The 13,778-nt window shown below is 55.2% G+C and carries 16 protein-coding genes; 12 read left to right on the forward strand and 4 right to left on the reverse strand.

The genetic code is table 11. The features are described from left to right. Positions 1-7 precede the first annotated feature (7 nt). From VNZ60_RS12230 to VNZ60_RS12260, 7 genes are all read left to right on the forward strand, one after another. The gene (locus VNZ60_RS12230; RefSeq protein WP_325659483.1) at positions 8-1,186 is read left to right on the forward strand and encodes an enoyl-CoA hydratase/isomerase family protein; all 1,179 of its coding nucleotides are present in this window, start codon (positions 8-10) and stop codon (positions 1,184-1,186) included. Between the two features lie 358 nt (positions 1,187-1,544). Continuing rightward, entirely contained in the window at positions 1,545-2,018 is a 474-nt protein-coding gene (locus tag VNZ60_RS12235) for a DUF2244 domain-containing protein (RefSeq protein WP_325399891.1), read from the forward strand. 176 nt (positions 2,019-2,194) lie between these two features. After that, entirely contained in the window at positions 2,195-3,367 is a 1,173-nt protein-coding gene (gene coxB, locus VNZ60_RS12240; protein ID WP_325659485.1) for a cytochrome c oxidase subunit II, read from the forward strand. A 14-nt stretch (positions 3,368-3,381) separates the two neighbouring features. Then, a complete protein-coding gene (gene ctaD, locus VNZ60_RS12245; protein ID WP_325659487.1) occupies positions 3,382-4,980 on the forward strand; it encodes a cytochrome c oxidase subunit I in 1,599 nt (532 codons plus the stop codon). A gap of 159 nt (positions 4,981-5,139) precedes the next feature. Next, on the forward strand, positions 5,140-5,718 hold the full coding sequence (locus VNZ60_RS12250; RefSeq protein WP_325659489.1) for a cytochrome c oxidase assembly protein: 579 nt from the start codon (positions 5,140-5,142) through the stop codon (positions 5,716-5,718). Between the two features lie 55 nt (positions 5,719-5,773). Continuing rightward, on the forward strand, positions 5,774-5,989 hold the full coding sequence (locus tag VNZ60_RS12255) for a DUF2970 domain-containing protein (protein ID WP_092356017.1): 216 nt from the start codon (positions 5,774-5,776) through the stop codon (positions 5,987-5,989). Between the two features lie 51 nt (positions 5,990-6,040). Further along, positions 6,041-6,907 (forward strand): cytochrome c oxidase subunit 3, encoded by an 867-nt coding sequence (locus VNZ60_RS12260; protein WP_414648823.1) that lies wholly within the window; start codon positions 6,041-6,043, stop codon positions 6,905-6,907. A gap of 140 nt (positions 6,908-7,047) precedes the next feature. Here the strand turns inward: VNZ60_RS12260 and VNZ60_RS12265 are convergent, their stop codons facing one another. Next, the gene (locus VNZ60_RS12265) at positions 7,048-7,248 is read right to left on the reverse strand and encodes a twin transmembrane helix small protein (protein ID WP_092394731.1); all 201 of its coding nucleotides are present in this window, start codon (positions 7,246-7,248) and stop codon (positions 7,048-7,050) included. Positions 7,249-7,441: 193 nt separating this feature from the next. On the opposite strand from VNZ60_RS12265, the gene VNZ60_RS12270 reads away from it, so the two are divergent. The 5 genes from VNZ60_RS12270 to VNZ60_RS12290 are packed head-to-tail and all read left to right on the forward strand — an operon-like array spanning position 7,442 to position 11,503. Then, a complete protein-coding gene (locus tag VNZ60_RS12270) occupies positions 7,442-8,218 on the forward strand; it encodes an SURF1 family protein (RefSeq protein ID WP_325659497.1) in 777 nt (258 codons plus the stop codon). Next, a complete protein-coding gene (locus VNZ60_RS12275) occupies positions 8,172-8,813 on the forward strand; it encodes an SCO family protein (protein WP_325659498.1) in 642 nt (213 codons plus the stop codon). The genes VNZ60_RS12270 and VNZ60_RS12275 overlap by 47 nt, the downstream gene beginning before the upstream one ends. A gap of 7 nt (positions 8,814-8,820) precedes the next feature. Next, positions 8,821-9,981, forward strand: a complete 1,161-nt coding sequence (locus VNZ60_RS12280; protein ID WP_325659500.1) for a COX15/CtaA family protein — start codon at positions 8,821-8,823, stop codon at positions 9,979-9,981. After that, positions 9,978-10,862, forward strand: a complete 885-nt coding sequence (gene cyoE, locus VNZ60_RS12285; protein WP_325659502.1) for a heme o synthase — start codon at positions 9,978-9,980, stop codon at positions 10,860-10,862. The genes VNZ60_RS12280 and cyoE overlap by 4 nt, the downstream gene beginning before the upstream one ends. 8 nt (positions 10,863-10,870) lie before the next feature. After that, positions 10,871-11,503, forward strand: a complete 633-nt coding sequence (locus VNZ60_RS12290) for an SCO family protein (protein ID WP_414648824.1) — start codon at positions 10,871-10,873, stop codon at positions 11,501-11,503. An 81-nt stretch (positions 11,504-11,584) separates the two neighbouring features. Here the strand turns inward: VNZ60_RS12290 and VNZ60_RS12295 are convergent, their stop codons facing one another. From VNZ60_RS12295 to rpoH, 3 genes are all read right to left on the reverse strand, one after another. Continuing rightward, a complete protein-coding gene (locus VNZ60_RS12295) occupies positions 11,585-11,992 on the reverse strand; it encodes a thiol-disulfide oxidoreductase DCC family protein (protein WP_325659504.1) in 408 nt (135 codons plus the stop codon). Beyond that, positions 11,989-12,540, reverse strand: coding sequence for a DUF4166 domain-containing protein (locus tag VNZ60_RS12300; protein ID WP_325659506.1), 552 nt, complete (start codon positions 12,538-12,540; stop codon positions 11,989-11,991). Before VNZ60_RS12300 ends, VNZ60_RS12295 begins: the two co-directional genes overlap by 4 nt. Positions 12,541-12,668: 128 nt before the next feature. Further along, positions 12,669-13,568 (reverse strand): RNA polymerase sigma factor RpoH, encoded by a 900-nt coding sequence (gene rpoH, locus VNZ60_RS12305; protein WP_325659508.1) that lies wholly within the window; start codon positions 13,566-13,568, stop codon positions 12,669-12,671. Positions 13,569-13,778: the final 210 nt, after the last annotated feature.

The raw sequence follows: 13,778 nt of genomic DNA on the forward strand, positions 1-13,778 counted from the left end.
AGCAACGATGACAGAAGCAAATTTGGCGGCAGCTGCGGCGCCCGCATTGTTCGAAGAACTGACCGCCGCTAATGGCAAGCGCATCGGCGTCGCCACGCTGAATGTCGAAAAGACGCTGAATGCGATATCGCTGGAAATGGTCGATTTGCTGGACCAGCAATTACGGCTGTGGGCCGCTGATCCGCAACTAGCGATGGTGGTGTTGCAGGCTGCCGGAGAAAAGGCTTTTTGCGCCGGCGGAGATTTACAGGGTTTGTATCGCACCATGCTGGATCAGCATGCCGCCGGTGGGCCAGAGGATATCCGCAGCAACAGCTACGCCTGCGATTTTTTCGAGCGCGAATATCGGCTGGATTACCTGATTCATACTTATCCCAAGCCGATCCTGGCATGGGCGCATGGCATCGTGATGGGCGGCGGCATCGGCTTGATGGCGGGCGCCAGCCATCGCGTGGTGACTGAAAAATCGCGGCTGGCGATGCCGGAAATTACCATCGGCCTGTATCCGGACGTGGGCGGCACCTGGTTTCTGAACCGCATGCCGGGGCAGCTCGGTTTGTTCCTGGCGTTGAGCGGCGCCTCCATAGGTGCTGCCGACGCCATCTTTGCCCGGCTGGCCGATTACCAGATCAATCATGCGCAAAAGCAGTCCGTGCTGGCGACCTTGTTAAGCCAGCCGTGGGACGGGCAGCAGGACGATGTTTTACTAAGCCGGGTATTGCAAAATGCCGAACGTCTGGGCGCCGAGGCCGACGCCGAGGCGTGGGCGGCGGCAGGCACACCGTTGCAGCAACATTTTGAATTGATCAACCGCCTGTGCAGTGCGCCGACCCTGGCTGAAGTTGTGGGCAATATCGTCGAATTAAAAACTGATGATCCATGGCTGCAAAAAGGCATCGCTACGCTGGCGGCAGGCAGTCCGGGTTCGGCCTGGTTATCGCACGCGTTGCAAAAACGGGCGCGGCATATGTCGCTGGCGGAAATTTTTCGGCTGGAATATGTGGTTTCCTTGCATTGCGCCGCCCGCGCCGATTTTGCCGAAGGCATCCGGGCGTTGATCATCGACAAGGATCGCCAGCCGAAATGGCAGCCGGCAACGCTGGCAGCGGTGGACAGCAAATGGGGAAATGGATTTTTCGACGACCCGTGGACTGCGGCGTCACATCCTTTGGCTGATTTGCGGTAGTTATCCAGTCAGCCAATCAGCGCAGAGCAGAGAGAATCAGCGGCAACGTCTTGTTTGATAAGGACAAAACGCGGCGGTGGAAATTCGCCATGCGTTGTCAATTTACTACATTGCAGCTTGTCCTACCCCTTCGTCAATATAAGAAATTTCCCATATGAAACATATGGGGATGACCATAATCTAGTGGTTTCTTAGGAGGCTAACTGGCGTCGTACAGGGGGAAAAACGCAGTTTTGCAGGCCAGCGAGCGGCCTGTATCCGGCATTTGATTCTCCTTGATAACATATTCAGTTACCCCTTATACTTCGAAGGTTTTAGCTTGTGAGTAGGACCACTTGCTAGGTGTCGATTGTGCAACATGATTAAGCGAGAATGGAACTTGAGGCGTAACTGCGCAATTGCGCCGCGCCAGCTTGGTTTTTTCTATGCGATCCTCTGCGCCACATCGTTTGCCGTGGCAATCGGCTTTACCTTGCGCGGCGCCTGGTTTGTATTACTGTTTGCGGTTCTGGAAATGTCTGCGGTAGCGATCGCATTTCTGATCTATGCACGGCACGCCACGGACCGCGAGCACATAGCGATGCTGGACGATTATCTGCTTGTGGAATTGATACAGGCACAGGAAATTCGACAATTCAAGCTGGATTTACGTTCGATCCGGATTGCGGTGCAAGAGACGAACAAGGGCCTCATAGACATCGAGGCGCTTGGCGCCAGGGTCGAAGTAGGGCAGTTTTTGACGGAACGAAAGCGGCGCGAGTTTGTTCTGGAGCTGCGGCAGGAGCTACAGCGCAACTTAGTGCAGTGCTTCGCAAATGATGAAACCACATAAGCGCTGCTTTTTCGCGCCAGGCGTTGTTGCAAATCCTCGCGATAGTCTAGCTATCGCTCCGGTTTGCGCCTAGCCTGACACAAAAAATCAGCACTTCTGCGGCTCCCCCATTTACGAAACACTACACAAGCCTCTGGCGGTTGACATAATTATAATTTTGGGCTTTTGAGGAAATCATGGAATATGCGAAGCGCCTTATATCGTTGATGCTCGGTGCCTCGCTCTTGTCGGCAGCTATGCCGTCATGGGCGGTGGTAGATAGTCCGGGCGGTCCAGCGGTACTGCAGATGAACTTTCAACCACCGGTGACGCAAATTGCTCAGCAAATCTATGATCTGCATCACTTGATGCTGATTATTTGCCTGGTGATTTTCCTGGCCGTTTTCGGGGTGATGTTCTACTCCATCCTCAAGCATCGCAAATCGCTCGGCCACAAGTCGGCCAGCTTCCACGAAAGCACCGGCGTCGAAATCGCCTGGACCGTGGTTCCTTTCCTCATCGTTATCGGCATGGCCCTGCCTGCCACCAAGACCGTGGTGGCGATGAAGGACACTTCCAATGCCGACCTGACGATCAAAGTCACCGGCATGCAATGGAAATGGGGCTATGACTACTTGAGCGGCGAAGGTTCAGGCATTTCCTTCCTGTCCAATCTGTCGACGCCGCATGAGCAGGTGGTTGACTCGACCAAGGTCAAGAACGACAACTACCTGATCGAAGTCGACAATCCGATGGTGGTCCCGGTCAACAAGAAAGTCCGCATCATCACTACGGCTAACGACGTGATTCACTCCTGGGGCATTCCTGCATTCGGCGTCAAGCAAGATGCGATTCCCGGTTTTGTGCGCGATACCTGGTTCAAGGCAGAGAAGGTCGGCAGTTACCGCGGCCAATGCGTTGAGCTGTGCGGCAAAGATCACGCTTTCATGCCTATCGTGGTCAACGTCCTGAGCGAAGCCGATTACAAGGCCTGGGTTGACGGCAAGAAAAAGGAAATGGCTGCACAGGCGGACGATCCAACCAAGACCTGGACCATCGACGAGTTGAAACAACGCGGCGAAAAAGTCTATTCAGCAAATTGCGCAGTCTGCCACCAGGCTACCGGCAAGGGCGTGCCCGGCGCATTTCCAGCACTGGATGGCGACCCGATCGTCAACGGCCCGCGTGCTGAACAGATCAATGTTGTGTTGAACGGCAAGATCACCGGCAACCTGACAATGCCGCCATGGAAAGCCCTGTTGTCGGATACCGAAATTGCTGCGGTGATTACCTACACCCGTAACAACTGGTCCAACAAGGCCCAGGAAAATATTGTCCAACCAGCTGAAGTGCTGGCTGCGCGTAAGTAAATTAGGAGATTGAGATGAGCACTACCGCAGTCGATCACGCACACGATCATTCTCACGACGACCACGCGCATGACCACCCACACGGCTGGCGTCGCTGGTTATTTGCAACCAACCACAAGGACATCGGTACCTTGTATCTGTGGTTCTCTTTCACCATGCTGCTGTCAGGCGGCGTGCTGGCACTGCTGATCCGTGCCGAGCTGTTCCAGCCCGGCCTGCAATTTTTCAAGCCGGAATTCTTCAACCAGCTAACCACCATGCACGGCCTGGTGATGGTGTTCGGCGCCATCATGCCGGCTTTCGTCGGCTTTGCTAACTGGATGATTCCATTGCAAATCGGCGCATCCGATATGGCTTTTGCGCGGATGAACAATTTCTCGTTCTGGCTGATGCCGCCGGCTGCCTTGCTGCTGGCGACGTCGTTCCTGGTTCCTGGCGGCGCAACTGCTGCCGGCTGGACCCTGTACGCACCGCTGTCGACCCAGATGGGGCCAGGCATGGACATGGCGATTTTCGCCATCCATATCATGGGCGCCTCATCGATCATGGGCTCGATCAACATCATCACCACCATCCTCAACATGCGCGCGCCTGGCATGACGCTGATGAAGATGCCGATGTTCTGCTGGACCTGGCTGATTACCGCTTACCTGCTGATCGCCGTGATGCCTGTGCTGGCTGGCGCGATCACCATGACATTGACCGATCGCCATTTCGGCACATCGTTCTTTAACGCTGCCGGCGGCGGCGATCCTGTGATGTATCAACACATCTTCTGGTTCTTCGGACACCCAGAGGTGTACATCATGATTCTGCCGGCGTTCGGCATCGTGTCGCAGATCATCCCGGCTTTCGCCCGCAAGCAATTGTTTGGTTATGCCTCGATGGTGTACGCCACTGCCTCGATCGCGATCCTGTCGTTCATCGTCTGGGCGCACCATATGTTCACCACCGGCATGCCAGTGACTGCACAGCTGTTCTTCATGTACGCCACCATGCTGATCGCGGTGCCTACCGGCGTCAAGATTTTCAACTGGATCGCTACCATGTGGCGCGGTTCGATGACTTTCGAAACGCCAATGCTGTTCGCCATCGGCTTCATCTTCGTGTTCACCATGGGCGGCTTCACCGGCCTGATCCTGGCGGTCACCCCGATCGACATCCAGATGCAGGATACCTACTACGTGGTAGCGCACTTCCACTATGTACTGGTGGCCGGCTCCCTGTTCGCGCTGTTCGCCGGTTACTACTACTGGGGTCCGAAGTGGACTGGTTTCATGTACAACGAAACCCGCGGCAAGATCCACTTCTGGAATTCGCTGATCTGGTTCAACGTGACTTTCTTCCCGATGCATTTCCTGGGCCTGGCCGGCATGCCGCGCCGCTACGCCGATTACCCGGCGCAGTTCACCGACTTCAACATGCTGGCTTCGATCGGCGCTCTGGGTTTCGGCCTGAGCCAGGTCTACTTCCTGTTCTTCGTGATCATTCCATCGATCAAGGGCGGCAAGAAAGCAGCCGACAAGCCATGGGATGGCGCCGAAGGCCTGGAATGGACTGTGCCTAGCCCAGCACCTTTCCATACCTTTGAAACGCCACCGACCTTTAAATAATGGGAACGGAGGGTGGTAATAAAGCCCGCCAACTCTGTGCGATTGAGCAAAATGAGTCAGCCGAAAAAGCCTAATAACGTACGTACCGGATTGCTGGTAGGTCTGCTTGCCTTGAGTTTCTTCATTGCGATCTTCGTCAAGATGTTGTGGTTCAAGTAGATGAGCGATCCTGCAGATAATAATGATGCGAAGGCCGAATCAAGAAAATTGAATTGGCAGATGCTGGGCAAGCTGCTGGTGATCGCGGTGCTGATGTTCGGCTTCGGCTATGGCCTGGTGCCGGTGTATAAAAAGATTTGCGAGATTACCGGCGTCAATTACCTGACACCGAAAGACGCAACGGTGGAAGCGCCGGCCAATACCCAGGTCGACAAGAGCCGCACGATTACCGTTGAATTCGACGGCAATTCGCAAGGCCCCTGGCGTTTCAGGCCGACGGTCAGCAGTCTGCAGGTGCATCCTGGTGAAATGACGCAAGTGGTGTATGAGGTGGTGAACAAGCAATCGCGCAAGATGGATGCACAGGCGATTCCAAGTTATGCGCCACAGCAGGCGGCAGCTTTTTTCAAGAAGGTCGAATGTTTCTGTTTCACCCAGCAAACCCTTGGTCCGAACCAGGCCAAGGAAATGCCAGTGGTGTTTTACATAGATCCTGCTATACCTAAAGATGTGAAGGTGATCACCCTGTCCTACACTTTTTTTGAAATTGCGGGACAGCCGGATAAGCCAGCCGGATAAACCAACTCAACGCGGCTGATTACAGCGTGATTAGCAGCGTAACCTGGGGTACTCAATGTCGGATCTGAAGGAAGCAAGCCGCCGTAAAGCCTCATTCGGCGCCACCATGAAAGCGGTATTCTGGTCGTTCTTCGGGGTGCGCAAAAGGAAAGATTACGAAAGCGATGCAGCCGGCTTGAATCCGGTGCATGTAGTGATAGCCGGAATACTCGGCGCCTTGATTTTTATTGCGATCCTGATCACCATCGTGAAACTGGTCGTCGCGAAATAAAATGCAGTACAGTAACTCACAGCAAGTAACTAACTAAATTTGTATCGGGAGATGGAAATGAGTTCTCAACAAGGTAATGCACCTTACTATTTCGTCCCTGGCCCGTCCAAGTGGCCAGTGCTGGGAGGTGTATCGCTACTGGCGACAATGGCTGGTGCTGCCGCATGGGTCAATAGTGTCGCATGGGGACCTGAGCTGTGCGGGATCGGTATCCTGTCGTTCCTGATTGTGCTGTACAAATGGTTTAGCGATTCCATCCGTGAATCCGAAGGCGGCTTGTACAGCGCGCGCATCGATACCTCGTTCCGCTGGAGCATGAGCTGGTTCATCTTCTCCGAAGTGATGTTTTTTGCGGCGTTTTTTGGCGCTTTGTTCTACGCCCGCAGCATTGCAATGCCATGGCTGGGCGATCTCGACAACAAGCTGCTATGGCCAGACTTTGCCGCGCATTGGGGCAATGCCGGTCCGGCCGGCACGGTTGAAGCCTTCACCACCATGGGACCATTCCCGATCCCGACCATCAATACCGCTTTGCTGCTGTCCTCCGGCGTAACCCTGACAATTTCCCACCACGCACTGCGCTCCGGCCATCGCGCCAAGACTGCATTCTGGCTCTTCGCGACTATTGTGCTGGGCGCGACTTTCATGGGCTTCCAGGCTGCTGAATACATCGAAGCGTATAACGATTACAACCTGAGACTGACTTCCGGCGTCTACGGTTCGACATTCTTCCTGTTGACTGGTTTCCATGGTTTCCATGTCACCATCGGCGCCATCATGCTGTCAGTGGTGCTGTTCCGTGTGCTGAAGGGCCATTTCACTCCAGACCACCACTTCGCATTTGAAGGCGCGGCCTGGTACTGGCACTTTGTGGACGTGGTCTGGCTCGGCTTGTACGTCGTGGTGTATTGGCTGTAATAGCAAAAGCGGCGACGGCGCATAAAATCAGCGCCGAATTGAGCGCATAATTGAGCACATAAAAAAGGCCACACTTCGGTGCGGCCTTTTTTTCTGTAAGCTCAGCAGCAGCGCTCTGCTTGATAGTTGTAGCGCTTTGCTTAGTGCAACCCGGTCGGCTGGATATAACCGAGTTTGTACAAGACCAAAAGCAGGATGAACAGGGCCACCGAAAAGCCGACGCGCATGGTTAGCGCCTGCACCGTACGGTTACTTTTACCTTTATCGCGCATCAGGAATATCAGTGCGGAGGCCAGGCTGCCGATAATCAGGATGAAGGCAATGGCGACGACGATTTTCATTTTTGGGCTAGTGTCCTGAGTTAGAGGTTCGTTGAATGAGAAAAGTGATGAAATCGGTGTCAGGCTAGGCGCAAAACGGAGCAAGGGTGCGGTCCCTTGCGAGTATTTGCAACGACGCATGGCGCCGGTTTCATCGCTTTTCTTCGACGAATTTCTAACTCAGGACACTAATATTGACTAAGGCGATATTGTAATGCCAATCAGATTCCGGTTTCGGCTGATTCCGTTTGTGGTGACTGTGTTGCTGGTGGTGCTAGGCGTAGCGTTGGCACAATGGCAAACGCGGCGCGGCGATCAAAAGCAGGCGCTCGAAAGCAAATTATTGCAACGTGAGGCCGATGCCGCCGTGCAACTCGGCGCTGCCTTACAGGTACAGGATGTCGATCAACTCGAATTCAGGCGTATGGTGCTGCGCGGTGAATTTATTCCCGGCTGGCCGGTCTATCTCGACAATCGTCCCTTGAACGGCGTCGCCGGGTTTTATGTGCTAATGCCGTTCAAGCTTGCGGCGCCCGCCCCGGGGTTGGTCACGGGGGCGGACAGTTACGTGCTGGTAGCGCGCGGCTGGTTGCCGCGCGATCCGGCCGATCGCAGCAAGCTGCCGTCCTACCCGACGCCGGCCGGCGTGATCGAGATAGAAGGGCTGGTCAGGCGCGATTTCGGCCATGTCCTGCAGTTAGGCGACGCCGGTTCGTTGCGACCCCAGGCAATTGTGCAAAATCTGGCGATAGGCGAATTCGCCGCAGCCAGTAAATTCAAGCTGCAGCCGTTCGTGATCGAGCAAACCAGCAACACCGAGGACCATTTGCTGCGCACTTGGCCCAGGCCCTCGCTCGGTATCGAAAAGCATCGCGGCTATGCATTCCAGTGGTATGCGCTGGCCGTGATGGCGTTCATTTTTTTTGTTGTGACAGGATTTAGACGTGGATCAGAAAACACCAACAAGCCAGCCGGCCAGCAATCCGGCTAATAGTCCGGCCAATAACCCGCAGCGCCAGAGCGGCCGCTGGAAATTGTTCGCGGTGATTGCAGTATGCGCTGCGCCCATGATTGCCTCCTATTTCACGTATTACGTGATCAAGCCGCAAAGCCGCAACAACTACGGCGCGCTGCTCGATCCGCGCGACTATCCCGTCCCTGAACTGGGTAGCACCACGCTGGATGGCAAGCCAGCCACCCTGGATGACTACAAAGGCAAATGGCTGATGGTGCAGGCCGACGGCGGCGATTGCCTGAAGGCTTGCCAGGACAAGCTGTTCGAAATGCGCCAGCTGCGTTTGATGCAGGGCAAGGAAATGGAGCGGGTGGAGCGAGTCTGGCTGATTACCGACGATCAACCTTTGCCAACCATGGTGATGCGCGAATATGACGGCACCAGGCTGTTGCGGGTCAAGCCGGCACTGCTGAAAGCCTGGTTGCCGACCGAAGCCGATACCAGCGCTGCCGATCATATTTACCTGATCGATCCGCTCGGTCATCTGATGATGCGTTTCCCCAAGGACGCCGACCCAAATAAAGTCAAAAAAGACCTGTCCAAGTTATTGCGGGCTTCGGCCATAGGATGAGTTTGCCATGACTACCCCATTGTTAATCCAGCTCGGCGGCATGGGATTGCTGGTTGCCTTGCTGGCGGTCTGCGTGGTCTGGGCTTCCAGCGATACCAATAAATATCGCAAGCTGGTATGGGTGACGCTGTTCCTGACCTTTGACCTGATCATGTTCGGCGCTTTCACGCGGCTGACCGATTCCGGTCTCGGCTGCCCAGACTGGCCGGGCTGCTACGGACACGCCAATCCGCTGCAGGCACATGCGCATATCAGCGCAGCCCAGGAAGCCATGCCGACTGGCCCGGTGACAGTAATGAAGGCCTGGATCGAAATGACCCATCGATATTTTGCGATGGGAGTCGGGGTACTGATCGTTGCCTTGATGGCGATTGCCTGGCTGCGCTGGTTTACCGGCAGGAAGTCGACGACGCAGCAGGACAGCAGATTTTCGCCGCGCTATCCGACCTTGCTGTTTTTATTCGTCTGCCTGCAAGGCGCTTTCGGCGCCTGGACCGTGACGCAAAAACTGCAGCCGGTGATCGTGACTACTCATTTGTTGCTTGGCCTGACCTTGCTGGCGATGCTGACTTGGCTCGGCGCCCGGCAAAGCGAGCATGCCCCGGTAGCAGCCGGCGCCGCCGCTCTGGTGAAACCGGCCCTGATCGGCCTGCTGCTGTTGGTTCTGCAGATTGCTCTGGGCGGATGGGTAAGTACTAACTATGCCGCGCTTGCCTGTACCGATTTCCCGTTGTGCCATGGCAAGCTGGTGCCGCAGATGGATTTTGCCAACGGTTTCACCCTATGGCGCCATCTGGGCATGACTGCCGACGGCGAGTTCTTGTCATTTCAGGCGTTGACAGCGATTCACTGGACTCACCGCAGTTTCGCTTTTGTCGTGATCGCTTTCGTCGTCTGGCTGGCTTGTAAAGCGCTGCGCACCCAGGGTTTGCAAAACACCGGCCGTTGGCTGCTGATCGTTATCGGCTTGCAATTGCTTACCGGCTTGTCTACCATTTTCCTGAATTGGCCGTTGGCCATCGCCGTGGCGCACAACGGTGGTGCGGCGCTGCTGCTGGTGCTACTGGTCATGTTAAACTACAAGGCTAGACTCGCACCTGGCTTGCATTCTGTTTCGGCAGTGGCTGGCCATCCAGTAACTGTTGATCGCCTGAACCCGCATCCATGACAGCTTTGACCGTACCACCCAATCGAATTGCCCAGTACTGGGCGCTGACCAAGCCGCGCGTTACGCAGCTGGCGGTGTTTTGTGCGGTGATCGGCATGTTCCTGTCCACCCCCGGCTTGCCCGATTGGCAGCGCCTGATTGCCGCCACCATCGGCATCTGGCTGCTGGCCGGCGCCGCTTTCGCCGTCAACTGCCTGGTCGAGCGCGAAATCGATTCGCGCATGGCGCGCACTGCGCGGCGGCCTATGGCGCGCGGTGAAATCACCGTGCCTCAGACCCTGGTATTTTCCGGTGTGATTGGCGGGCTCGGCATGTGCGTGTTGTACAACTTTGTTAATCCGCTGACCATGTGGCTGACCTTCGCCACTTTTGTCGGTTATGCAATTATTTACACCATTATCCTGAAACCGGCGACGCCGCAAAATATCGTCATCGGCGGCCTGGCTGGCGCAATGCCGCCGGCCCTGGGCTGGGCCGCGATTGCGAACGACGTACCGATGCAAGCCTGGATCCTGGTGCTGATTATCTTCGTCTGGACCCCGCCGCATTTCTGGGCGCTGGCCATGTATCGGCGCGACGATTACGCCAAATCCGGGTTGCCGATGCTGCCCATCACGCACGGCATGAAATTCACCCAGTTCCAGATCTGGCTGTATACGATTGCTTTGGTAGCTACTACCATGCTGCCGTTTGCGGTTGGCATGAGCGGCCTGATTTACCTGGCCAGCGCAGCAGTGCTGGGCCTGATCTTCCTCTGGTATGCATGGCAGATCTATCAGCATTACACCGATCTGATTGCACGCAAGACTTTCGCCTATTCGATCATCTACTTGTCGCTATTGTTCGCCGCTTTGCTGGTCGATCACTATCTTAAATTCTGAAAGTAAACATGAAGCGTGTTACTCCTGTCGCCTCCATTGTTGCCGGCTTGCTGATGGTTTTGTCTTTAACCGCTTGTGGCGACAAGTCTGCAAGCGGCGGCCAGGAAATGGCACTGTCGCCGACCAACAGCGCTTTCATCAATACTGACGTCACCGGCCTTGGCTACGCCCGTGATTTTGCCCTGACCGACCATACCGGCAAGCCGCGCACGCTGGCCGATTACAAGGGCAAGGCGGTGCTGGTGTTCTTCGGCTACACCCAATGCCCTGACGTTTGTCCGACCACCATGGTTGAGATGGCTAACGTCATGAAGGAAATGGGGCCTTTGGCGAGCAAGGTGCAGGTACTGTTTGTCACCGTCGATCCGGAGCGCGACACGCAGGAATTGCTATCCAAGTACGTACCGGCTTTCGATCCGAGTTTTGTCGGCCTGTATGGCGACCAGGCAGCGACCGATAAAGTCGCCAAGGAATTCCGCGTGTTTTATCAAAAAGTACCAGGCAAGACACCGGGCAGTTACACCATGGACCATACCGCCGGCAGTTATGTGTTTGATCCGGAGGGCCACATCCGCCTGTTCGTACGTCACGGCCAAGGGCCTGAGCCGATTGCCCATGATCTGAAATTGTTGTTGAAGTAATCGCTAAAGGCGCCGCTCTCGTCCCTGCGCAATCAAGGCAGAATCTTGCAAGATTCTGCCTTTTTGTTTTTTCTCCAGCGATTAACGGCTCTCAGTCGTATCATCTATAAAGCGCAGGCGATGCTCGGCATTTGGCAGAAAACATGAGTCGCTGCGACCGAATATGCGATAGCGGTTGCGGGCCACCCAACGGTAGCCGGCGTTTCTTATGAACGACGGCACTAGCCACGCTATCCAGGCCAGCTTCCAGGGGAAGCCCAGTTGGTGCAGGACCCTTAAAATCGCGGCCGTGTGCTGATAATTGCGTTTGCCGTCGACCAGCAATAGTGTCTCAAGAGTGGTGATGTTCAAACCGGCTCGGGCAAGCAAGTCCGCACCTGCCTTGGACTGAATCGACGCAAACCGAAATACCCGCCGCCGGTCGTGCTTGAGCAGGAATTGCACCCAGCTGGAGCAGATCAGGCATTTAGCATCGAACACAATAATCATGTGGTGATTTCTTCCCGTTCAATTTGGAGATAACCCCGATATTCGGCCAGCACGCCGACCAGTGGCAGATGCGCGGCCACGTTGAAATGCAGCTTGCCTGGAGAGGCGGTTTCTTCGGCCAGCACCGATGGTATGAGAAATCGCGGGCAAGGAATACCGCAAACAGTCATGCCTTGGAGCAGCATCGTTAACCGGCCGTTACCGGCCCTCAGTTTAAAATGCAGATCTACCGGGCCCAGGCGCTCAACCAGCGTTCCAGACCTGACTCGCATGCGCGAAACCATCATGCGGCTGGGGTAGTGGCGGCGCCAGGTTTCTTGCCGGGCGTCAGCCTCCAGCTCAAAGCGAAAATCGGTTTCTGCGGTCGCTTTTGGCAGGGCGAAAAGCAAGCCTATCAAACGTCCGATAGCGGTATGCGGCGCCTTGACCTCGCATTTGCCGGCTAAGTTGACTCGGCCAGTCATGCTATGAAATATCTGCAGTTCGCGGCCTAGTAAATCGAAGTCTTTTCCTAATATCTGGCGATAGAGCGAGTCTGTAGAACTCATGATGCGGCGGTCTCCGTCGTAACTGCCAATCGGTGCATGGCGTTGCAGCGCGATTTCTTGAGGATAAAATAAAGGCCTCTGTAGCGTCTGCTACAGAGGCCTTTGCAGCTTCGGTCAGCAATGCATCGTCAGGCAAACGCTGCCAGCGAACCCTTCATCTTCTTTAGCGCAACAGCTTCAATTTGCCGTATCCGTTCCGCCGATACGCCAAACTCGTCCGCCAGTTCATGCAGGGTGGCGCCGGAACCGTCGTCGTTGGCCAGCCAGCGCGCTTCGACGATACGGCGTGAGCGATCGTCCAGCTTGCTCAGGGCCGATTCCAGTCCTTCCGACTGCATGCGATCGTAGCGCTGCGCTTCCAGCACTTTGCTAGGCTCTTGCGCTTCCGTCGACAGATAGGCGATCGGTGCAAATTTATCATCGTCGTCATCGGTCGGCGCTTCCAGCGCGATGTCGCGGCCGGTCAGGCGCGTTTCCATCTCGATCACTTCTTCGCGTTTGACGTTGAGGGTCTTGGCCAGCGCGTCAACTTGAGTCGGCGTCATGGCGTCCAGCCCTTCCTTGTGGCTGCGCAGGTTGAAAAACAGCTTGCGTTGCGCCTTGGTGGTGGCTACTTTCACCAGACGCCAGTTTTTCAAGATGTATTCATGCATTTCCGCCTTGATCCAGTGCATTGCATACGACACCAGTCGTACGCCCTGGTCCGGATCGAAACGTTTGACGGCTTTCATCAGGCCGATATTGCCTTCCTGGATCAGATCGGCATGCGGCAAACCGTAGCCCAGATAGCCGCGCGCGATCGAGACCACCAGGCGCAAATGCGATAGCACCAGCTTTTGAGCGGCGCCGAGATCGTTTTTATCGCGTAATTGTTGAGCCAGAGAAATTTCTTCATCATGTGTCAACATCGGCAGACGATTGACTGCCGAGATATACGCGTCAATATTACCCAGCGTGCCGGAAAAACCGAGCGCCAAGGCATTGGTGTCGTTGGGAATTAAAGCTGTGTTGACTGATGGATTCTTCATTCTTTCTCCTTGCTGTCCGGTCAGCTAAAACTGCCGGTAGATCAACGATCAGACGTTTGGCTGATTATATTAGCACTCTCTATTGTTGAGTGCTAATAGGATTTGTTAAAGAGTATATATAGCCTGTTGCTATCGATATATTTCTTTTGATTGTTCATGCATGGAATTTAGAGAGGCAAATCCGAGGAAAGTTGCGCGCCTGCTTAAGGA

The sequence above is a fragment of the Collimonas sp. genome, from assembly GCF_035566375.1.
Lineage (GTDB): Bacteria > Pseudomonadota > Gammaproteobacteria > Burkholderiales > Burkholderiaceae_D > Collimonas.